A 22,138-nucleotide genomic window follows, 5' to 3' on the forward strand; every position below is an offset into this window, starting at 1 on the left:
GCCTCCGATAAAGATCGGTTTTATTTATGACTAAGTCTTATTATTACTAATAATTAGTCATTGTAAAGAGCTGAAATAAAAAAACTTCGGCTAGGCTGCACGGGCACCGCACTGCAGGATCAAGGGAAGATCAGGCACATCTCCGTCCTGAGCAAAACAACGCGCCCAACCCCAAGGCTGTGTTGAACCCGTTGGAGTGGCATTGCGTTGCGCAGCCGATCGCCCGACGGACAGCCCTGACGCATAAGCTGCGTCAAATAGGACAACCTGCATTGATCCATCACTCGGACAGGGGGCGCAATACGTGGGCATCCGCCACAGCAAGAGACTGGCCGAGGCCGGTATCGCGCCCTCGGTGGGCAGCAAGGGCGACAGCTATGACAACGCCCTGGCCGACACGACATTTAACCTGGACAAGGCAGAGTTGATCAGGCCACTACGGTGACGGCCTGACTTAAACCAACGGGCCTCTACGATAGCCAGGGCGATTCACCCAATGGCCGCCCCCCAAATGGCGTTGGGCTGGCGCAAACCCATTGCGATCGATACCGAGCACTGACTCGCCTGGACCTGCAACCACATTCCATTCATTGAGTTTGTTGCACTTGGAGTTGAAGCCGCTCATCTACAGATTGCGGTGACAGCTCCATTTTTCATAGCAATCCTCAGCCTACTGGTGGCGCCGGGTACTTCACGGCGTTGACCGCCATCTTGCGTCGGGCTGCGTCCAGCAAGTCGATATCCAGCTTATCGCACAGCTGCAGCAGGTATAGCAGCACATCGGCAGCCTCGGCGGCGACTTCGGCCTTGGCTGCTTCGGCCAAATTGCGACTTTGCTCTTCCGTCAACCACTGGAAGTGCTCAAGCAACTCAGCGGCCTCCACGCTCAGCGCGGCGGCCAAGTTTTTGGGCGAATGAAAAGGCTCCCAGTTTCGCGCGGCAGCAAAGTCGCGCAAAGCCTGGGTCAGGGACGATATGTTTTGGGCCATGCCAGATTGTGGCCTGAGTCCAACCCCAGAACCGCCACGAAACCACGCCACGCCCATCACAGGCATCAGGGAAAGCACCTAACACAAAGCCATTTTTCGTCCTTGTTATGGTTATTTTTTATAACTATAGTAAGACCACATAACGATGTGTCCAGCCTGATCGGTGGCTGGAATTTCCACACCACACACCAGGAGACAAGCTTTGCTGCGCAACCCAAAATCCACCCTCACAGCCATTGCATTGGCGACATCCATGGCCTCGGGCCTGGCGCTGGCCGACGTCACGATTGGCGTCGTGTTGCCGCTCACGGGCCCGGCGTCCGGCCTGGGCATTCCTATGGCCAACGAAATGAAGCTGTGGCCGCAAACCATTGCCGGCGAGAAGCTGAACGTCATCGTGCTGGACGACGCCACCGACCCCACCAACGGCGTGAAGAACGCCCGCCGCCTGGTGTCGGACGACAAGGTGGACCTACTGATCGGCTCGGCCGCCACCCCGGTGGGCATCGCCGTGGCGGGCGTGGCATTTGAGGCGGAAACGCCGCAGCTGGTGGCCTCCCCCACCCCGCTGCAGCCCGGCAAAGACTTCTGGAGCTTCCGCCTGCCGCAGTCCACAGCCGTAATGTCCTATGCCGTGGTCGAGCACATGAAAAAGCAGGGCGTGAAAACCGTCGGCTTCCTGGGCTACACCGACTCCTATGGCGAGAGCTGGCTCAAGGAATTCACCGCAGTGGCCGAGAAAGCCGGCATCAAGGTGATTGCCTCCGAGCGCTTTGCGCGCACCGACACCGGTGCCACCGCACAGGCCTTGAAGCTGGTCTCCACCCAGCCCGATGCCATCCTGATCGCCGCATCCGGCAGCGGTGCGGCCATGCCACAAAAGGCCGTGGTCGAACGCGGCTACAAGGGCAAAATCTACCAAACCCACGCGGCCGCTACCCGCGACCTGATGCGCGTGGGCGGCAAGGACATTGACGGCGCCTACGTAGTCTCTGGCCCGGTCATCGCACCAGAACAACTGCCCGACAGCAACCCCTCGAAAAAGCTGGCGCTCGACTACGTGCAGAAGTACGAAAAGAGCTACGGCCCTGGCAGCCGCAACCAATTCGCTGCGCACTCCTATGACGCCGAAATCATCCTGGAAAAGATCATTCCCATGGCGCTGAAGAAGGCCAAGCCCGGCACCAAGGAATTCCGCTCCGCACTGCGCGACGCACTGGAGACCATGGGCCGCACGCCGTTATCGCAAGGCGTAATGAACTGGACCAAGGACGACCACTGGGGCTACACCAATGAAACCGGTGTGATCGTGAAGGTCGTCAACGGCGACTGGAAGGTCGAATAAAGCTGGGTCCTGCCGCACTCATTTTTTCTAGGACTTTCCATGGATTTTTCGATTGCCAGCGTCCTGCTGCTGGACGGCATCACCAACGGTGCGATCTACGCCCTGCTCGGCCTGGCCATCGTGCTGGTGTTCGCCGTCACCCGCGTCATCTTCATCCCGCAGGGTGAATTCGTCGCCTATGGCGCGCTCACCCTGGCCATATTGCAGACCGGCGCCATCCCCGGCACCGTCTGGCTGCTGGTGATTCTGGCCAGCGTGGCCGCGCTGATGAACGCCTGGGGCGCATGGCAGCGCCTGCGCCAGCCCGGCGCAGCTGCCATCGCCTTGCTGCGCACCCTGGCCATTCCGGTGGCAATTGCCGCCGTCACCGCCTGGGCCGCGCCCCGGCAGTTTCCGCTGCTGGTGCAGGCCGCACTCAGCGTCTGCATCGTGACCGCCTTTGGCCCGCTGATGTACCGCGTGGTCTACCAGTCGCTGGCCGATGCCAGCACCCTGGTGCTACTGATCGTCTCAGTAGGCGTGCACTTTGCCATGACCGGCCTGGGCCTGCTGTTCTTTGGCGCCGAGGGCTTTCGCAATCCTACGTTCTGGGACCAACGCTTCCAGCTGGGTGCCGTCAACCTGAACGGCCAGGCCATCATCATCTGCGCGGCATCCCTGGCGCTGATCGTGCTGCTGTGGCTGTTCTTTGAGCGCACGCTGTATGGCAAGGCCCTGCGTGCCACCGCCATCAACCGGCTGGGCGCACGCCTGGTGGGCATTTCCACACACACCGCTGGCAGCCTGACCCTGGCCATGGCAGCGCTGATTGGCGCCTTGTCGGGCCTGCTGATTGGCCCGACCACCACCATCTTTTACGACTCGGGCTTTCTGATCGGCCTCAAGGGCTTTGTGGCAGCGGTGATCGGCGGGCTGGCCAGCTACCCGGCAGCGGCCGTTGGCGCGCTGTTTGTCGGCATCGTCGAGGCCTTCTCCTCGTTCTGGGCCAGCGCCTTCAAGGAAGTGATCGTGTTCACCCTCATCCTGCCGGTGCTGCTGTGGCGCTCGCTCGCGAACGGCCACGCCGACCACGACCACTGATACGCAGGCTGCATACGATGAAGAACCCTTTAAATAACACCGTGCTGCGCCTGGTGCTACTGGCCGCCGTGGGCCTGCTCGCCTGCCTGCCCCTGCCCGACTTCTGGGTCACCCAACTCAACTACATCGGGCTCTACAGCCTGGTGGTGCTGGGCCTGGTGCTGCTGACCGGCATCGGCGGCCTGACCTCCTTCGGCCAGGCGGCTTTTGTCGGCGTAGGCGCCTACACCAGCGCCTACCTGTGCACCCAGTACGGCCTGTCGCCCTGGCTCACCGTCTTTATCGGCCTGGCCATCACCGGTAGCAGCGCCATGCTACTGGGTGTGCTGACGCTGCGCATGTCCGGCCACTACCTGCCGCTGGCCACCATTGCCTGGGGTCTGTCGCTGTACTACCTGATGGGCAATCTGGACGCACTGGGCAAGTACGACGGCCTGCTGGGCGTGCCCGGCCTCACCCTGTTCGGCTGGGACCTGGGCGGCGGCAAACCCTTCTTTGTGCTGACCTGGGTGCTGGTCTTGCTGGGCGCGTTTGCACTCATCAACCTGCTGGACTCGCGCACCGGCCGGGCCATACGTTCGCTGCGCACCGGCGCGCTGTTGGCCGAGGCCATGGGCATCAACACCTTGCGCTTCAAGATCGGCATCTTCACCATTGCCGCGCTGTTTGCCAGCGTATCGGGCTGGCTGTTTGCGCACTTCCAGCGCACTGTGAACCCCTCGCCCTTCGGCCTGAAGATGGGCATTGAATACCTGTTCATGGCCGTGCTGGGGGGTGTTGGGCAAATCTGGGGTGCCATCACCGGGGCCCTGCTGACCAAGCTGCTGGAAGACCAGCTGCAGGTGCTGCTGCCCAAGCTGATAGGCGCCAGCGGCAACTTTGAAACCATTGTGTTTGGCATCGTGCTGGTGCTGGTGCTGAAGTACCTGCCCGACGGACTGTGGTCGCTGGTGGCGCGCTGGCTGCCCAACCCACCCCGGGCCGAAGACTGGACCCAGGCCACCGCACTGCCCGAGCGCAGCAAGCCCGAAGCCGGCAGCATGGTGCTGGACGTACGCGCCATCCGCAAACAGTTCGGCGGCCTGACGGCGGTGAACGACATCAGCTTCAGCATCCGGGCCGGGCAGATCAGCGGTCTGATCGGGCCCAACGGCGCGGGCAAGTCCACCACCTTCAACCTGATCACCGGCGTGCTGGGCCTCACATCCGGCGAGGTGCGCTTCCGTGGCGAGGTGGTCAGCGGCCTGCCCTCGCGCCAGATCGCCCAGCGCGGCATCTCCCGCACCTTCCAGCACGTGAAGATGATTCCGGAAATGACGGTGCTGGAAAACGTGGCCCTGGGTGCCCATCTGCGCGGCGGCAAGGGCGCGCTGTCGTCCATGCTGCGGCTGGACCGCCAAGAAGAACAACGCCTGTTGCGTGAGGCTGCGCACCAGCTGCAGCGCGTGGGCATGGGCGCCCAGCTGCACGAACTGGCCGGCAACCTGGCCATGGGCCCGCAGCGCCTGCTGGAAATTGCCCGAGCACTGTGCAGCGACCCAGCCCTGCTGCTGCTAGACGAGCCCGCCGCCGGCCTGCGCCACAAGGAAAAGCTAGCCCTGGGCGCGGTGCTGCGCCAACTGCGTGCCGAGGGCATGGCCATCTTGCTGGTGGAACACGACATGGACCTGGTGATGGACGTCTGCGACCACATCGTGGTGATGGAGTTCGGCACCCACCTGATGGAAGGCACGCCCGCCCAGGTGCAAGCCAGCCCCGCCGTACGCGCCGCCTACCTGGGCACCGACGAAGACGCCGCCGCATCCGCACCGCAACCCGAGGAGGTCTCCGCATGAGCCAACCCCTGCTCTCCATCTCCGGCCTGCGCGCCGGCTACGGCAAAGCCGAGGTACTGCACGGCGTATCGCTGCAAGCCGATGCCGGCAGTGTCATCACCGTCATTGGCCCCAACGGCGCTGGCAAATCCACACTGCTAAACGCGGTGATGGGCATCCTGCCGTCCCAGGGCGCAATGGAATTCCAGGGCCAGCCACTGCACAAGCTGTCGCTGGAAGACCGCGTCATGCTGGGCATGGCCCTGGTGCCGGAAAAGCGCGAACTGTTCGGCAGCATGCCGGTGGAAGACAACCTGGTGCTGGGCGCCTTCCGCCAGCTGCGCCTGCTCAACAAAGCCTGGCGCGACCAGCTGGACGTGGTCTACGCCCTGTTTCCGCGCCTGAAAGACCGGCGCCTGCAGCTGGCCGGCACGCTCTCGGGCGGCGAACGCCAGATGCTGGCCGTGGGGCGCGCCATGATGTCGCGGCCCACCCTGCTGATGCTGGACGAGCCCAGCCTGGGCCTGGCGCCGCTGGTGGTGCGCGAGATCTTCAAGATCATCCACACCCTGCGCCAAACCGGCGTGACGATTCTGCTGGTCGAGCAAAACGCCCGCGCCGCCCTGGAGGCAGCCGACCACGGCTATGTGCTGGAGATGGGCGACGTCAGCCTGCAAGGCCGCGCCGCCGACCTGGCCCGGGACCCAAGGGTGATCGACACCTACCTGGGTGCCGCCCGCAAACCTTCATCATAAAAAAGGCTTCCAGCGCAGGTACTACCTGCGCAAGAAGCTATTGATTCCGTAGCAACTGCAAGCCCCGGGCTCCAGCCCCATCACTTTTTACAACAGGAGACAAGCCATGAAAAAAACATCGCACATCATCACCCTCGCCGCGCTGGCAGCCGCCGGCTCCGTCCACGCGCAAAGCGTCAACCTTTACGGCCTGATCGATGTGGGCGTGGAACATGTCAGCAACGTCAACGGCGTGGGCAGCCTCACCCGCATGCCCAGCAACACCAGCACGCTGCCGTCGCGCGTGGGCTTTCGCGGCACCGAAGACCTGGGCGATGGTCTGAAGGCCCAGTTCACACTGGAAATGGGCTTTGCCCCCGACACCGGCGTGTCCGGCCAGGGCGGACGCCTGTTTGGCCGCCAAGCCCACGTGGGGCTGGCCGGGCCTTGGGGTAGCGTGACCTTGGGCCGCCAGTACTCCACCCTGTTCTGGTCCATCCAGGACTCCGACGTGATCGGACCTGCGCTGTACGCACTGGGTTCGCTGGACAGCTATATCCCCAACTCCCGCGCCGACAACTCCATCGCCTACCGAGGCACCTTCAGCGGCCTGACCCTGGGCGCTGAATACAGCCTGGGCCGGGACACCGTGAACGCAGGTCCCAACCCGGCCGGCACCAACTGCGCCGGCGAAAGTGGCACCGACGCCCAGGCCTGCCGGCAGTGGTCCGCCACTGCCAAGTACGACACCGCCGACTGGGGCGCCACGCTGACCTACGACACACTGAACGGCCGTACCCCGGCCAGCGCCACCGACGTGGTGTTTGGTGGCCTGAACAGCAGCAGCACCAGCGACAGCCGCACACTGGCAGCCGCTTACGTCAAGGTCATGGGTGCCAAGATCGGCGGCGGAGTGATTCGCCGCAACAACGAAGGCAGCACCACCAAGCCCAAGAGCGACCTGTGGTACATCGGCGCGTCTTACCCACTGACCCCCGCTCTGACGCTGGACGGCCAATGGGCCAGCCTGCGCTACAAGAACTTTGACGACAGCAACTCCACCCTGCTGTCTGCACGACTGGTGTACGCCATGTCCAAGCGCACGGCGGTCTATACCCAGGTGGGGCATATCAGCAACGACAAGCTGGCGGCGGTGTCGGTCAGCGGTGGTGCGGCAGGCAGCAACCCTGTCGCAGGTGGCTCGCAAAACGGTGTCAGCTTCGGCATTCGGCACGCTTTCTAAACCCCCATGCTGCAGCGCTGGACACCATGTGCCAGCGTCTGCCACAGCGATTTAGAACAAAAAAGCATCCAGCGCATATAAAACCTGCGCCAGCAGCTATCACTTAGATAGCAAATTCCACCCCAACCCGCAGCACGCAACACCATGGTTGAGGGCATGCTGCGGGCGCCTGTCTACCTCAACCCTGGAGACGAAGCCATGAGAACAAGAATGCACATCCGTTTGCTGGCGATGTCGGCCCTGCCGGCCGCACTGCTAGCAGGCTGCGGCGGCTCGGACGGCGGCTTGCCACAGCTCTCGGCGGCCACGCCGGCCTCGCTGCTGTCGTGTACCGACCTGGCCAGCAAGATCAGCTTGGCCAACACCACCATCACCGCCGCCAACGCCATCGCCGCTGGCACGCTGACGGTAGCCGGCACAGCCGTGCCCGCACACTGCCAGATCACCGGCAAGATGAACCAGCGCGTCAGCGCGGTGGACGGCAACAGCTACGCCATCGGCTTTGAAATGCGCCTGCCCAACGCCTGGAACGGCCGCTTTTTCTACCAGGCCAACGGCGGCATCGATGGCAATGTGCTGACGGCCACCGGTGGCGTCAACGGCGGCGCAGGTTTAACCAACGCGCTGGCCATGGGCTTCGCGGTAATCAGCTCCGACGCCGGCCATGCCGCCGCACTCGGAGCCAACTTCGGCATCGACCCGCAAGCCCGGCTGGACTACGGCTACCAGGCCGCGGCCAAGCTGACACCCATGGCCAAGAGCGCTATCAAAACCGCCTACGGCAAGGGGCCGGACCGCTCCTACTTCGGCGGCTGCTCCAACGGCGGGCGCCACACCATGGTGGCCGCCACCCGCCAACCAGAGGAATACGACGGCTACCTGGTCGGCGACCCGGGCTTCCGCCTGCCGCTGGCGGCCATCGCCAATATCGCTGGTGCACAGGCCTATGCCACAGTGGCGACCAGCAGCACTGACCTGTCTACCGCCTTCACCACCGCCGAGCGGGCCGTGGTCTCCAACGCCGTGCTGGCGAAATGCGATGCCCTGGATGGTGTGACTGATGGTCTGGTCCAGAACACCACAGCCTGCCAGGCAGCCTTCAATCTGAACACCGACGTCCCAACCTGCAGCGGCAGCCGTGACGGCACCTGCCTGTCGGCCGCACAAAAGACCGTGGTGTCCAAGCTGTTTTCGGGCGCTACCACCAGCAGCGGCGCACGCATCTACTCCACCTGGCCCTTCGATGCAGGCCTGGCCACCAGCAACTTTGCCTTCTGGAAGTTCACCTCGCCCCTGGTGCTGGACTCTGGAGGCGCGGGCCTGATCTGGCCCACGCCGCCGGAAGACGCTGCCACCTTCAATGGCCCCGTGTTCGCGCTCACCGGCAATGTGGACACGATGCTGTCCAGAGTCGGCGCAACCAATGCCACCTATACCGAGAGCGCACTCTCGTTTATGCAGCCAGTCAACCCCAGCAACCTGGCCAAGCTGCGCGACCGTGGCGCCAAGATGATGGTCTACCACGGCACCAGCGACCCCATCTTCTCCAGCGACGACACCACCACCTGGTATGAATCGCTGCGAGCGGCTAACAGCGGGAATGCAAGCAGCTTCGCGCGCTTCTACCGCGTGCCCGGCATGAACCACTGCTCGGGCGGCCCGTCCACCGACCAGTTCGACATGCTGACCCCGCTGGTCAACTGGGTGGAAAAAGGCCAGGCACCTGACAGCGTGGTCGCCAATGCACGCGGTGCCGGCAATGCCGTCGCAGTCAATACCGACGTGCCCAGCAGCTGGTCTGCCAGCCGCAGCCGGCCACTGTGCGCCTACCCCAAGGTTGCCACCTACAACGGCAGCGGCGACAAGGAAAGCGCCTCCAGCTTCAGCTGCAAATAAGGACTACGCCCGCTCCGAGCAGCCCCGGAGCGGGTGGCAAAATAGTCCCATGACCGCAAGCAGCCCGCGCACGCCCCCACAGGCCCTCCAACAAATAGATACCAGCTCTTTGGAGAGCCTGGTGGGTTACAACGCCCGCCGGGCTTCCATGTTTGTGGTGGACATCATCCGCGAGCACATCGCCAGCTACGATCTGCGCATCGTGGACCTGTCCATCCTGCTGCTGGTGGCGCACAACCCCGGCATTACCTCGCGCCAACTCTCCAGCGTGCTGGACATCCTGCCGCCCAACCTGGTGGGCATGCTCAACATGATAGAAAAGCGCGGTTTGATCGAGCGCAAGCCCCATCCCGTGGACGGGCGCGCCATGGGCCTGCACGCCACCGACAGCGGTTCAGAACTGGCCGCGCAGACCGAATCCGAGGTCGGCCAGCTGGAAATCGAAGCCACCGCCCACCTGACGGCGACCGAGCGCAAAACGCTGATACGCCTGTTGCAGAAAATCTACCGCCGCTGATTCCCTCGCCCCATTTTGGGGAACAGTGCAGACACTTCCTGCTTACAATGCTATTAAACTAGTAGCAAAATAGGTTTTTTGCGTTATAGTCGTGGCGCCGCCTGGGCGTGCGCCCCCAGGCCCACCAGACTTCCCACCGCACATTGTCCCGAGGAGAACACCGCATGAGTTCCAAAGAAAACGTCGCCGTCCACCAACTGCTGGCCCTGCTGGAGTCCCGCTACGCCATCCGCGTGCTGTGGGCTCTGCGCGACGGCCACGCCCAAACATTCCGCCTGCTGCAGGACAGCGTCGGCGGTGTTACCCCCAACACCCTGAACACCCGCCTGAAAGAGCTGCGCGAAGCCGACCTGCTGACCCACGGCTCCGACGGCTACAGCGTCACCCCCACTGGGGCCGACCTGCTCAAACGCCTCAGCGACCTGCAAGCCTTCGCCGGAAAATGGTCGGTCGCCCAGGCGAAAAAAGTCAAATAAGCAGTCTGCTGCAAAAAGAAAGGCCGGGAAGATTTCCCGGCCTTTTTTCGTTTAATGGCGTTCAACGCCATGTATTACGCAGAAATTTCTGAGGAATTTGCGACATTTAGGCGCGGTACTGACAGCCCACTCCAGATAGGTGGCCGCTAGGCCCCGCCACCATCGCAAATAGGTTCTTGCCGATAATCCACGGGCGACCCGGCGCTGGGCCGGCGCGGCACGCAACACCTACAAACCGAGACATCCATGCAACAGCACCTCAGCCTCTCTGCCGTACTCCCTGCCGACCATGCCCAGGCTCTGCTGGTGGGCCGCATCTGGATGGAAGGCCGAGGCCCGGTGCTGGTTCAGGTGCGGGCCGATGGCATCTACAGCCTGGAACATCTGGCCCTCACCTGCAGCCAGCTGCTGGAGCTGGCCGACCCGGCGGCCATGGTGCGCGCCCAACCCGGTCAGCGCCTGGCCGATACCGCCACCGTGCTGGCCAACTCGGCGCACAACGCGCGTAACCCGTCCCAGCCCTGGCTGCTGGCGCCCTGCGATCTGCAAGCGCTGAAAGCTGCTGGCGTCACCTTTGTAGCGAGCATGCTGGAGCGGGTGATCGAAGAACAGGCGCGCGGCGATGCCAGCAAGGCCGCTGCCGTGCGCGCGGCCGTGGTGGCAGTGATTGGCGACAACCTGAGCAATATCCAGCCCGGTTCGGCCGCTGCAGCCGAACTCAAAAAAGTGCTGCTGGCCCAGGGCATGTGGTCGCAGTACCTTGAGGTGGGCATAGGGCCAGACGCCGAGCTATTCACCAAATCCCAGGTAATGAGCGCCGTGGGCCTGGGCGCCGAGGTCGGCATCCACCCCGGCAGCGCCTGGAACAACCCCGAACCCGAGGTGGTGCTGGCCGTCAACAGCCGCGGTGCCGTGGTCGGCGCGGCCCTGGGCAATGACGTGAACCTGCGCGACTTCGAAGGCCGCAGCGCCCTGCTGCTGGGCAAGGCCAAGGACAACAACGCATCCTGCGCGATTGGCCCGTTCATCCGCCTGTTCGACGCACACTTCCGTATAGACGACGTGCGCCGCTGCGACCTGGCGATGGAAGTTACCGGCCATGACGACGGCTTTGTCATGCAGGGCGCCAGCAGCCTGAGCAAGATCAGCCGCGACCCGGTGGACCTTGTGGAGCAGGCCATAGGCCCCAACCACCAGTACCCAGACGGCTTCATGCTGTTCCTGGGCACCATGTTTGCCCCCACGCAAGACCGCCATGGCCCCGGCCAGGGTTTTACCCATGTGGTGGGCGACACGGTGACTGTGCGCACCGCCCAGCTGGGCCAGCTGGTGAACCGCGTCAACACCTGCGACCAGGTGGAGCCCTGGACCTATGGCATCAGCGCCCTGATGCGCGACCTGGCAGGGCGTCGGCTTTTGTAAACCAGCCAGGTAAACGACCAGGAAGAGGCTGGCATAATCCAGCGTCTTTTAGGGCTGCTGCGCAGATTCTTCTTGCGGTAGCAGCTATATTTTAAATAGCAAACTCCTCAAGGAAACTCCATGGCAATCACCACCACCGCTTCCGGCCTGCAGTATGAAGACACCGTTCTGGGTGCCGGCGACGTGGCCACCAAAGGCAAAAGCGTCACCGTGCACTACACCGGCTGGCTGTACAACGACGGCGTGCAAGGTACCAAGTTCGACTCCAGCAAGGACCGCAAGGACCCGTTCGTGTTCTCCCTGGGCGCCGGCATGGTCATCAAGGGCTGGGACGAAGGCGTTGCCGGCATGCAGGTCGGCGGCCAACGCACGCTGATCATCCCCGCAGAGCTGGGCTACGGAGCCCGTGGCGCTGGCGGCGTGATCCCCCCGAACGCCACGCTGAAGTTCGACGTCGAACTACTGGCTATCAAGGGCTGATCTCCGCCCGATTTTTTGCCTGCTGCCCCTTGAAATCCAGGGGGTGGCCCCCAAGCTTGAACGCTGGTTCACTCGACTCCCCCACAGAACATGTCTGAAAACACCTCCAACCCCGACCACCAACCTCTGGACGGCATGGCCCCCGCTGAAGAGCTGGCCACCAGCGACGTGGAAGCCCTGGCTATCGCCCAGGCTGAGTTGGCTGCACTGAAAGCCAAAAGCGCCGACCTGGCAGACCAGTTTCTGCGCGCCAAGGCCGATGCCGAAAACGCCCGCCGCCGTGCCGAAGAAGACATCAGCAAGGCCCGCAAGTTCGCCGTGGAAAGCTTCGCCGAAAGCCTGCTGCCCGTGACCGACAGCCTGGAAGCCGGCCTGGCCATCAAAGACGCCACCGTCGCGCAGATCCGCGAAGGCGCCGAAGCCACCCTGCGCCAGCTCAAAAGCGCGCTGGAACGCAACAAGGTCGTTGAAATTGCCCCCGCCGCCGGCACCAAGTTCGACCCGCACCAGCACCAGGCCATCAGCGTGGTGCCTGCCGAGCAGGAAGCCAACACTGTCGTCACCGTGTTGCAAAAGGGCTATCTGATCGCCGACCGCGTGCTGCGCCCGGCCCTGGTAACCGTTACCGCCCCTAAATAACTACACATTTGGTAACCCCACACTTGAAGTGGGAAAAGTTATCCACACATTAGATCCATCAGGGCGCTGAACCCAGCTCCCACCCTTTATTTAGATTGCAGGAGAAAAACATGGGAAGAATTATCGGTATTGACTTGGGCACCACCAACAGCTGCGTGTCCGTCATGGAAGGCAACACCCCACGCGTGATCGAAAACGCCGAAGGTGCCCGTACCACCCCTTCCATCGTCGCCTACCAAGAAGACGGTGAAGTGCTGGTCGGCGCGTCTGCCAAGCGCCAGGCGGTCACCAACCCCAAGAACACCTTGTACGCAGTGAAGCGCCTGATCGGCCGCAAGTTCACCGAAAAAGAAGTCCAAAAAGACATCGACCTGATGCCCTACTCCATCGTGGCTGCCGACAACGGTGACGCGTGGGTTCAAGTGCGCGGCAACAAGCTGTCGGCCCAACAGGTCAGCGCTGACATTCTGCGCAAGATGAAGAAGACTGCCGAAGACTACCTGGGCGAAGCCGTCACCGAAGCTGTGATTACCGTGCCTGCGTACTTCAACGACGCACAGCGCCAAGCCACCAAAGACGCTGGCCGTATCGCCGGTTTGGACGTGAAGCGCATCATCAACGAACCTACCGCTGCTGCTCTGGCCTTCGGCCTGGACAAGCAGGAAAAGGGTGACCGCAAGATCGCCGTGTATGACCTGGGCGGCGGCACGTTTGACGTGTCCATCATCGAAATCGCCGATGTCGATGGCGAAAAGCAATTCGAAGTGCTGTCCACCAACGGTGACACCTTCCTGGGCGGCGAAGACTTCGACCAGCGCATCATCGACTTCATCATCACCGAATTCAAGAAGGAGTCCGGCGTTGACCTGTCCAAGGACGTGCTGGCTCTGCAACGCCTGAAGGAAGCCGCTGAAAAGGCCAAGATCGAGCTGTCCAACAGCGCATCGACCGACATCAACCTGCCCTACGTGACGGCTGATGCATCCGGCCCCAAGCACTTGAACATCAAGCTCAGCCGTTCCAAGCTGGAAGCCCTGGTGGAAGAGCTGATCGAGCGCACCATCGCCCCTTGCCGCACTGCCATCAAGGATGCCGGCGTGAGCGTGGGTGACATCCATGACGTGATCCTGGTCGGCGGTATGACCCGCATGCCCAAGGTGCAAGAAAAGGTCAAGGAATTCTTCGGCCGCGAGCCCCGCAAGGACGTGAACCCCGACGAAGCCGTGGCGGTTGGCGCTGCGATCCAAGGCCAAGTGCTGTCCGGCGACCGCAAGGACGTGCTGCTGCTGGACGTGACGCCTCTGTCTCTGGGTATCGAAACCCTGGGCGGCGTGATGACCAAGATGATCGCCAAGAACACGACCATCCCCACCAAGTTTGCGCAAACCTTCTCCACTGCGGACGACAACCAGCCCGCCGTGACCATCAAGGTGTTCCAAGGCGAACGCGAAATCGCCAGCGTCAACAAGCTGCTGGGTGAGTTCAACCTGGAAGGCATCCCACCAGCAGCGCGTGGCACGCCGCAAATTGAAGTGTCCTTCGACATCGACGCCAACGGCATCTTGCACGTGGGCGCCAAGGACAAGGGCACCGGCAAGGAAAACAAGGTCACCATCAAGGCCAACTCCGGCCTGTCGGAAGCCGAAATCCAGCAAATGGTGAAAGACGCCGAGCTGAACGCCGCCGACGACAAGAAGAAGCTGGAACTGGTGCAAGCCCGTAACCAAGGCGAAGCCAGCGTGCACAGCGTGAAGAAGAGCCTGACCGAGTACGGCGACAAGATCGAAGCGGCCGAAAAGGAAAGCATCGAAGCCGCCATCAAGGCCCTGGAAGAAGCCCTCAAGGGTGAAGACAAGGCCGCCATCGACGAGAAGAACACCGCGTTGATGACCGTCAGCCAAAAGCTGGGCGAAAAGATGTACGCCGACATGCAAGCCAAGCAAGCCGCTGAAGAAGCCGCTGCCGGCGCAGGCGCGGCACCTGCTGGCGAACAAGCCGCTGGTGCCAAGGCTGCGGACGACAACGTGGTCGATGCAGAAGTGAAAGAAGTCAAAAAGGGCTAATCCACACGTCTGATTGATCGCGTGGATTCGCCGCCGCGTCGAATGACCAGAACTTTAAGGTTCATGGTCTTTCGACGCGGCTTTTTGCCTCCCATGCAGCCCCTGCTTGACCACACCCCACCATGAACAAGACGCGACTGGAAGCCTTCAGTGATGGCGTGATTGCCATCATCATCACCATCATGGTGCTGGAGCTGAAGGTGCCACACGGCAGCGAAGTCGCAGACCTGTTGCCCTTGTTGCCGGTGTTTTTGAGCTATGTGTTGAGCTTTGTGAATGTAGGCATCTACTGGAACAACCACCACCACATGCTGCACACCGTGAAGAAGGTCGATGGCCGCACCCTGTGGGCCAATCTGCACCTGCTGTTCTGGTTGTCGCTGATGCCGTTTACCACGGCCTGGATGGGGGAAAACCATTTCGCGGCCCTGCCCATGGCCTTGTTCGGGGGCGTGTTGCTGATGTGCAGCATTGCCTACGCCACGCTGAAACGCAGCATCGTCTGCCTGCATGGCACGGATTCGGTGTTGGCCCGTGCGGTGGGGAATGACGTCAAGGGCAAATTGGCCACGGTGGCTTATGCGCTTGCCATCCCGGTGTGCTTTGTGAGCACCGCGCTGGCGGCTGGAATTATTGTGGCAGTGGCGCTGATGTGGCTCATCCCCGATCGCCGTATTGAGAAAGTGATTGCAGAATGAGCAAAAAAGATTATTACGAATCCCTCGGCGTTCCCAAGAACGCATCCGAGGAAGAAATCAAAAAGGCTTATCGCAAGCTGGCGATGAAGTACCACCCCGACCGCAACCAGGGTGATGCTGGCAAGGTGGCCGAAGAGAAGTTCAAGGAAGTCAAAGAAGCCTACGAGATGCTGAGCGACGCGCAAAAGCGCGCCGCCTACGACCAGCATGGCTTCGCCGGCGTGGACCCGAATATGCGCGGTGGTGCGGGCGCAGAAGGCTTTGGCGGTTTCGCAGAAGCCTTTGGCGACATCTTCGGCGACATGTTCGGCCAAAGCCGTGGCGGCCGTGGCGGTGGCCGCCAGGTATTCCGTGGCAGCGACCTCAGCTACGCCATGGAAGTCACACTGGAAGAAGCCGCCCGTGGCAAGGAAGCGCAGATCCGCATCCCCACCTGGGAAGCCTGCGACACCTGCCACGGCAGCGGTGCCAAGCCCGGCACGCAAGCCAAGACCTGCGGCACCTGCGCAGGCCAGGGCACGGTGCAGATGCGCCAAGGCTTCTTCAGCGTACAGCAAACCTGCCCCACCTGCCGTGGTAGCGGCAAGGTGATTCCCGAACCTTGCACCGCGTGCCAAGGCCAGGGCAAGCTGAAAAAGCAAAAGACGCTGGAAGTGAAGATTCCAGCAGGCATCGACGACGGCATGCGCATCCGCAGCGTAGGCAATGGCGAGCCAGGCTCCAACGGTGGCCCACCGGGCGACCTGTACATCGAAATCCGCCTGAAGAAGCACGACATCTTCGAGCGCGACGGAGGCGACTTGCACTGCTCGGTACCAGTGAGTTTCATCACCGCAGCCCTGGGCGGCGAGATCGAAGTGCCCACGCTGGCCGGCAAGGCAGCCATCGACATCCCCGAAGGCACGCAAGCTGGCAAGCAGTTCCGCCTGCGCGGCAAGGGCATCAAGGGTGTGCGTGACAGCGCGCCCGGCGACCTGTACTGCCACATCACGGTGGAAACACCCGTCAAGCTCACCGAACACCAGCGCAAGCTGTTGCGGGAACTAGAAGACTCGCTGAAAAAAGGCGGCGGCAAGCACTCGCCCACCGGCGACAGCTGGACCGACCGCTTGAAGAAATTCTTCAGCGCATAAAACAAAGCCCTCGACTGAACTTCGAGGGCTTTTTTTATATCTGACTACAGTTCTTTACCTGCTATTAACTAGATAGCACCTAGCGCAGTATTTATCTGCGCTAGCGGTCATTTTTATCTATAAGAATAGCGGGTGCGCAGAAATGGCCGCCGCCTGGGTCGCCGCTTATAGTTCTAGCCTTTCGTTCTACAGGACTTCGCCCATGAAAACCAAAGCCGCAGTCGCCTGGAAAGCAGGCGCCCCCCTGACCATAGAAACCGTGGACCTGCAAGGTCCCAAGTTCGGCGAAGTGCTGGTCGAGATCAAGGCCACCGGCATCTGCCACACCGACTACTACACCCTCAGTGGCGCCGACCCCGAAGGCATCTTCCCCGCCATCCTGGGCCATGAAGGCGCCGGCATCGTGGTCGATGTCGGCCCCGGTGTCACCACGCTGCAAAAGGGCGACCACGTCATCCCCCTCTACACCCCGGAATGCCGCCAGTGCAAGTTCTGCCTGAGCCGCAAGACCAACCTCTGCCAGCTAATCCGTGGCACCCAGGGCAAAGGCCTGATGCCCGACGCCACCAGCCGCTTCAGCCTGGACGGCAAGCCCATCTTCCACTACATGGGCACCAGCACCTTCAGCAACTACACCGTAGCGCCTGAAATCAGTCTGGCCAAGATCCGCAAGGACGCGCCGTTTGACAAGGTCTGCTACATCGGCTGTGGCGTCACCACCGGCATCGGAGCCGTGCTGTTCACCGCCAAGGTGGAAGCTGGTGCCAACGTGGTCGTCTTCGGCCTGGGCGGGATCGGCCTGAACGTGATCCAGGGCGCCAAGATGGTCGGTGCCGACAAGATCATCGGCGTGGACATCAACCCCGAACGTGAAGCCATGGCCCGCAGCTTCGGCATGACCCACTTCCTGAACCCCAAGGACATTGAAGCCGCAGGCGGCAACATCGTGGACGCCATCGTCCAGCTGACCGACGGCGGTGCCGACTACAGCTTTGAGTGCATAGGCAACACCCAGGTCATGCGCCAGGCGCTGGAGTGCACCCACAAGGGCTGGGGCCGCAGCATCATCATCGGCGTGGCCGAGGCCGGTGCCGAAATCAGCACCCGCCCGTTCCAGCTGGTCACTGGCCGCAAATGGGAGGGCTCGGCCTTCGGCGGTGCCCGCGGCCGCACCGATGTGCCCAAGATCGTGGACTGGTACATGGAAGGCAAGATCAGCATCGACCCGCTGATCACCCACACCATGCCGCTGGAGGACATCAACAAGGGCTTTGACTTGATGAAGCGCGGGGAGTCCATAAGAGGTGTTGTTCTTTTCTAACACCCCCAGGCTACGTGCTTCGCGCTCCGCCAACCCCCTTGCAGGGGGCGATACCAGCGGACTGGCAGAGCCAGATCCGCGGTATCTCTGGGGAAGGCAGGCTTGTCTCTTAGCGTGTTCTCATTTGTTGTAACTTCTTCTAAGGCTGTATGACTGATTCCCTGAAAACCCTTTCCGAGCACGGCTGCTTTGGCGGTGTGCAAACCTTCTACCAGCACGACTCGGTGGAAATCGGTTTGCCTATGAAGTTCTCGGTGTTTCTGCCACCGCAGGCCACGCTGGGCCGGGTGCCGGCACTGGTGTATCTGGCGGGCCTGACCTGCACAGACGAAACCTTCATGACCAAGGCGGGAGCGCAGCAGTACGCGGCCCAGCACGGCATGGCGCTCATTGCGCCCGACACCAGCCCGCGCGGTGCGAACGTGCCGGGCGAAACCGACAGCTGGGACTTCGGCCTGGCGGCCAGCTTCTACATCGACGCAACCGAAGAACCCTGGTCCAAGCACTACCGAATGGAAAGCTATATCGTCGATGAGTTGCTGCACATCGCGGTGCGCAACCTGCCGATAGACCCAGAGCGCCTCGGCATCTTCGGCCACTCCATGGGTGGGCACGGCGCGCTGACATTGGCGCTGAAGCACCCGGGACTGTTCCGCTCGGTATCGGCCTTCGCGCCGATCTGCGCGCCCACGCAATGCGCCTGGGGGCAAAAAGCCTTCAGTGGCTACCTGGGTGCAGACAACAGCAGCTGGCCCGCGCACGATGCCGTGTTCCTGATGGCTGAACAGGCCACGCCGCCCTACCCGGACGGGATCTTGATCGACCAGGGCATGGCCGATAAATTCCTGGCCGAGCAGCTGAATCCGCATATCTTCGAGGCCGCCTGCAAAGCCGTGGGCCAGCCGCTGCTGCTACGCCGCCAGATGGGCTATGACCACGGCTACTACTTCATCTCGACCTTCATGGCCGACCACATGGCCCACCATAGCAAGGCATTGCACGCCCCCCTGACCGCACAGGCCTGACACCACCGCATCCATGCAGCTTTTCAACAACGGGACTTCGCACGCCGGCAAACATCCCGCCTGGCTCATTCTCATCTCCAGCCTGTGGATAGCCACGGTCTGCAATGTGCCACTGTGGCGTGAGCTGCACCGCCTGCCCGAGCTGCACAGCCTGCGTGGTCTGGCCTTTGCCGCAGGCTTTGGCGTCATCATCGCGGCCACCATGGCGCTGCTGCTCAGCCTGCTGGCCTGGCGCTGGGTGCTGATTCCCGCCATCACGTTGAGCCTGTTTGCAGCAGCCTTTGGCGCGCATTTCATGCTGTCCTATGGCGTGGTGATAGACACCACCATGCTGGTGAATGCGCTGCAGACCGATATGCGCGAAACCCGTGACCTGATGAATATACGCATGCTGCTGACGGTGCTGGGCATGGCCGTGCTGCCCTGCCTCTGGCTGTGGCGCCAACGCTTGCGGCGGCGCAGCGTGCTGCGCCAGATCGGCGGCAACCTGCTGGGCGTCATCGTGTCTTGCGCTGTGCTGGTGGCCACGCTGTTCCTGGTGTTCCAGGACTTTTCATCGTTGATGCGCAACCGCACCGACATCCGCTACCTGATCAACCCGCTGAACTCGTTCTACGCACTGGGCGACATAGCCGCCAAACCCTTCCAGCGCGACGAGAGCAAGATTCTGCCGGTAGGCCAGGACGCCCAACTGGCCACCCCGCCCAGCCCCGCCGGCAAGCCACCGCTGTTGATGCTGGTGGTGGGCGAAACCGGGCGCATGGGTAACTTTGGCATCAACGGGTATGCCCGCGCCACCACGCCCGAGCTGGCCAAGGAACACATAGCCACCTACCAGAACGCCTGGTCCTGCGGCACCAACACCGCAGCCTCGGTGCCCTGCATGTTTTCGCACCTGGGCAAGAAGGCCTATGAAAGCCGCGACGCCAACTACGAAGGCCTGCTGGACATACTGCAGCGCAGCGGCCTGGGCGTGGTGTGGATAGACAACCAGTCCGGCTGCAAAGGCGTGTGCGACCGCGTCCCCAACACAGACACCACCCAGCTGACCGACCCGGAGCTGTGCGTGGGCGGCGAATGCTTTGACGAAATCATGTTGCGCAAGGCCCAGGCCCGCATCGACGAACTGCCCGCCGAGCGCCGCGCCAAGGGCGTGGTCATCGTGCTGCACCAGATGGGCAGCCACGGCCCCGCCTACTTCAAGCGTGTGCCTGCGGCCTTTAAAAAATTCCAGCCGGAATGCACCAGCAACAATCTACAAGAATGCAGCCAGGCGCAGCTGGTCAACTCCTACGACAACACCATTCTGTACACCGACCACGTGCTGGCCACCGCCATCCAGTGGCTGAAGACCAAGGAATCCACCAACACCACCGCCATGGTCTACGTCGCTGACCACGGCGAGTCGCTGGGTGAAAACAACATCTACCTGCACGGCCTACCCTACGACATCGCCCCCGACCTGCAAAAGCACGTGCCCTGGGTGACCTGGCTGTCGCCCGCCTACGAGAAGCGCACGCATGTCAGCACCGAGTGCCTGCAAAAACGCAAGGACGAGCGCGTCACCCACGACAACTACTTCCACTCGGTGCTCGGCCTGCTGAACGTGAAAACCAGCCTGTACCAGCACGAGCTGGACATATTCGCGCCTTGTGTCAACCCAGCTGCAAAGCCCTGACGGTCGGGGCTAGACCGCCGCCGGCCACCTTGAATATGGCTACAGCGTGCACCAGTTCCTCAGATTGCGCATTCAAGCTACTGGCTGCTGCTGCAACCTCTTCCACTGCGGCGGCATTCTGCTGCGTGGCTTCGTCCATTTGCGCCACCATCTCACTCACCTGCGCCACGTCAGCGGCCTGTGCCGAACTGGCGCCACTAATTTTGCCTACGATATCGGTCAATGCCTGGATGCTGCGCACAACTTCCGCCATGGTGGCACCAGCCTGGCCCACCAGCGCGCTTCCATGACCTACCCGTTCCACGCTGGCACCAATTAAAAGCTCTATCTCCTTGGCAGCCTGGGCCGAACGCCCTGCCAGAGACCGCACCTCGGAAGCAACCACGGCAAAACCACGGCCCTGGTCACCAGCCCGTGCGGCTTCTACTGCAGCGTTCAGCGCAAGGATATTGGTTTGAAAAGCGATCCCATTGATCACCCCGATGATGTTCGAAATCTTCACAGAGGACTCGTTAATGCCGTCCATGGTGTGCACCACCTGGGCCACCACGTCGCCCCCCTTTGCTGCAACTGCACTAGCGCTCGCTGCCAGCTGATTGGCTTGCCGGGCACTTTCGGCAGATTCACGCAGCGCCTCCGTCAGATGCGCCATGCTGCCGGAGGCGCGCTGCAGATTGCCAGCCGTCTGCTCAGTACGCAGGCTTAAGTCACGGTTGCCGCCGGCGATATCGGCACATGCTTCATCGATGCTGTGCGCTGAGGCGCGTACACGCGCCTCAGCCACGTCCAGACGCGAAAGAGTACTTTTCAACGCGTTGCCACCCGTAGTACGCACCTTCACCGCTTCCACGTTCAGTGCAATGCCGTCGGGCTGGTTGACCACATCCACCACCTGCCCCAGTTCATCACCCTCGCGCGCCGCAGCACTCATTTTCAAAGCCACCACTACTTCCACCGCAGACTGGATCAACACATACAGTGCGTGCAGCAAGATGCGTGAAAAACTCGGCTCGGTAGTGCAATAAAACCCCCAGCTGGCAGCCTGCATGCGATCAAAAACTATGTGGTGCACAGCGAACAGAAGTGCCGCGAAAACAATCACGCGCCAGTCCAAATACACCAACAAAAAGGCCAACACCACGAATACGCCAAAGTGCAATTCCAGCATGCCCCGCGCCAACTGGATATGCAGGGCAACAAAAGACACCAGCACAAACGTCAGCACATAGCGGCTGGCGCGCGTACCGCTTGCGATGTAATACCCGCCACAGCCAATCGCCAACAGCACTGCCGTCGCGACCCATGCCATACCGGAATCCACAAACTGTATGCCCAAAAAAATGCTGGCTGCAGCCGCCAAACACACAGCAGCAAGCAAGGCCTGGTCACCCAATAGTGCGCGCGCGGCGGCACCCGTATTTCTAGATGGAGATGTGACTGTCATGGGTGTCTACCATTCTCGGGAACGGGTATTTAAGATGTAACCGCACATAAAGCTTGTGTAACGTATTACTGCGCAGCGGATATAGACCATGCAACAGGGTTAACACCGCTCTTGCGCCCCAAGCCCACCAATCGTCATCCA

General features: G+C 62.0%; 19 protein-coding genes and 1 pseudogene. 18 read left to right on the plus strand and 2 right to left on the minus strand.

Features of this window, described 5'->3' with window-relative positions; all coding sequences use genetic code 11:
• Positions 1 to 269 precede the first annotated feature (269 nt).
• A pseudogene (locus tag AC4BBN_RS00875) lies at positions 270 to 430 on the plus strand (IS3 family transposase); the annotation flags it as partial.
• 235 nt (positions 431 to 665) lie between these two features.
• On the opposite strand, the gene AC4BBN_RS00880 reads toward AC4BBN_RS00875, so the two are convergent.
• Positions 666 to 989, minus strand: coding sequence for a nucleotide pyrophosphohydrolase (locus AC4BBN_RS00880; protein WP_490590067.1), 324 nt, complete (start codon positions 987 to 989; stop codon positions 666 to 668).
• 253 nt (positions 990 to 1,242) lie between these two features.
• On the opposite strand from AC4BBN_RS00880, the gene AC4BBN_RS00885 reads away from it, so the two are divergent.
• From AC4BBN_RS00885 to AC4BBN_RS00965, 17 genes are all read left to right on the plus strand, one after another.
• The gene (locus AC4BBN_RS00885) at positions 1,243 to 2,334 is read left to right on the plus strand and encodes an ABC transporter substrate-binding protein (RefSeq protein ID WP_490591362.1); all 1,092 of its coding nucleotides are present in this window, start codon (positions 1,243 to 1,245) and stop codon (positions 2,332 to 2,334) included.
• Positions 2,335 to 2,373: 39 nt separating this feature from the next.
• A complete protein-coding gene (locus AC4BBN_RS00890) occupies positions 2,374 to 3,414 on the plus strand; it encodes a branched-chain amino acid ABC transporter permease (RefSeq protein ID WP_490590068.1) in 1,041 nt (346 codons plus the stop codon).
• A gap of 17 nt (positions 3,415 to 3,431) precedes the next feature.
• Entirely contained in the window at positions 3,432 to 5,249 is a 1,818-nt protein-coding gene (locus tag AC4BBN_RS00895; RefSeq protein ID WP_490590069.1) for a branched-chain amino acid ABC transporter ATP-binding protein/permease, read from the plus strand.
• Complete coding sequence (locus AC4BBN_RS00900; RefSeq protein ID WP_490590070.1) at positions 5,246 to 5,983, plus strand: ABC transporter ATP-binding protein; 738 nt, start codon at positions 5,246 to 5,248, stop codon at positions 5,981 to 5,983. Before AC4BBN_RS00895 ends, AC4BBN_RS00900 begins: the two co-directional genes overlap by 4 nt.
• Positions 5,984 to 6,089: 106 nt before the next feature.
• Positions 6,090 to 7,205 (plus strand): porin, encoded by a 1,116-nt coding sequence (locus AC4BBN_RS00905; protein WP_490590071.1) that lies wholly within the window; start codon positions 6,090 to 6,092, stop codon positions 7,203 to 7,205.
• A gap of 198 nt (positions 7,206 to 7,403) precedes the next feature.
• Entirely contained in the window at positions 7,404 to 9,101 is a 1,698-nt protein-coding gene (locus AC4BBN_RS00910; RefSeq protein WP_490590072.1) for a tannase/feruloyl esterase family alpha/beta hydrolase, read from the plus strand.
• A gap of 49 nt (positions 9,102 to 9,150) precedes the next feature.
• Positions 9,151 to 9,618 carry a MarR family winged helix-turn-helix transcriptional regulator gene (locus tag AC4BBN_RS00915; protein ID WP_490590073.1) on the plus strand — a complete coding sequence of 156 codons (468 nt, stop codon included), beginning with the start codon at positions 9,151 to 9,153 and terminating at the stop codon, positions 9,616 to 9,618.
• 164 nt (positions 9,619 to 9,782) lie between these two features.
• Positions 9,783 to 10,094, plus strand: coding sequence for a winged helix-turn-helix transcriptional regulator (locus AC4BBN_RS00920; RefSeq protein WP_490590074.1), 312 nt, complete (start codon positions 9,783 to 9,785; stop codon positions 10,092 to 10,094).
• A gap of 246 nt (positions 10,095 to 10,340) precedes the next feature.
• A complete protein-coding gene (locus AC4BBN_RS00925) occupies positions 10,341 to 11,516 on the plus strand; it encodes a fumarylacetoacetate hydrolase family protein (RefSeq protein WP_490590075.1) in 1,176 nt (391 codons plus the stop codon).
• Between the two features lie 120 nt (positions 11,517 to 11,636).
• Complete coding sequence (locus tag AC4BBN_RS00930; protein WP_490590076.1) at positions 11,637 to 11,996, plus strand: FKBP-type peptidyl-prolyl cis-trans isomerase; 360 nt, start codon at positions 11,637 to 11,639, stop codon at positions 11,994 to 11,996.
• Between the two features lie 135 nt (positions 11,997 to 12,131).
• The gene (grpE, locus tag AC4BBN_RS00935; RefSeq protein WP_490591363.1) at positions 12,132 to 12,635 is read left to right on the plus strand and encodes a nucleotide exchange factor GrpE; all 504 of its coding nucleotides are present in this window, start codon (positions 12,132 to 12,134) and stop codon (positions 12,633 to 12,635) included.
• Between the two features lie 110 nt (positions 12,636 to 12,745).
• Positions 12,746 to 14,698 (plus strand): molecular chaperone DnaK, encoded by a 1,953-nt coding sequence (dnaK, locus tag AC4BBN_RS00940; RefSeq protein ID WP_490590077.1) that lies wholly within the window; start codon positions 12,746 to 12,748, stop codon positions 14,696 to 14,698.
• 122 nt (positions 14,699 to 14,820) lie between these two features.
• Positions 14,821 to 15,396 (plus strand): TMEM175 family protein, encoded by a 576-nt coding sequence (locus AC4BBN_RS00945; protein WP_490590078.1) that lies wholly within the window; start codon positions 14,821 to 14,823, stop codon positions 15,394 to 15,396.
• Positions 15,393 to 16,529 (plus strand): molecular chaperone DnaJ, encoded by a 1,137-nt coding sequence (gene dnaJ / locus AC4BBN_RS00950; protein WP_490590079.1) that lies wholly within the window; start codon positions 15,393 to 15,395, stop codon positions 16,527 to 16,529. The genes AC4BBN_RS00945 and dnaJ overlap by 4 nt, the downstream gene beginning before the upstream one ends.
• Positions 16,530 to 16,731: 202 nt before the next feature.
• The gene (locus AC4BBN_RS00955) at positions 16,732 to 17,850 is read left to right on the plus strand and encodes an S-(hydroxymethyl)glutathione dehydrogenase/class III alcohol dehydrogenase (RefSeq protein WP_490590080.1); all 1,119 of its coding nucleotides are present in this window, start codon (positions 16,732 to 16,734) and stop codon (positions 17,848 to 17,850) included.
• Between the two features lie 149 nt (positions 17,851 to 17,999).
• Complete coding sequence (fghA, locus tag AC4BBN_RS00960; protein ID WP_490590081.1) at positions 18,000 to 18,875, plus strand: S-formylglutathione hydrolase; 876 nt, start codon at positions 18,000 to 18,002, stop codon at positions 18,873 to 18,875.
• Between the two features lie 13 nt (positions 18,876 to 18,888).
• A complete protein-coding gene (locus AC4BBN_RS00965; protein WP_490590082.1) occupies positions 18,889 to 20,553 on the plus strand; it encodes a phosphoethanolamine transferase in 1,665 nt (554 codons plus the stop codon).
• On the opposite strand, the gene AC4BBN_RS00970 is transcribed toward AC4BBN_RS00965, so the two are convergent.
• Positions 20,531 to 21,997 (minus strand): methyl-accepting chemotaxis protein, encoded by a 1,467-nt coding sequence (locus AC4BBN_RS00970; protein WP_490590083.1) that lies wholly within the window; start codon positions 21,995 to 21,997, stop codon positions 20,531 to 20,533. The genes AC4BBN_RS00965 and AC4BBN_RS00970 overlap by 23 nt on opposite strands.
• Positions 21,998 to 22,138 lie beyond the last annotated feature (141 nt).

It is taken from the genome of Rhodoferax sp. SPJ21, assembly GCF_058216335.1.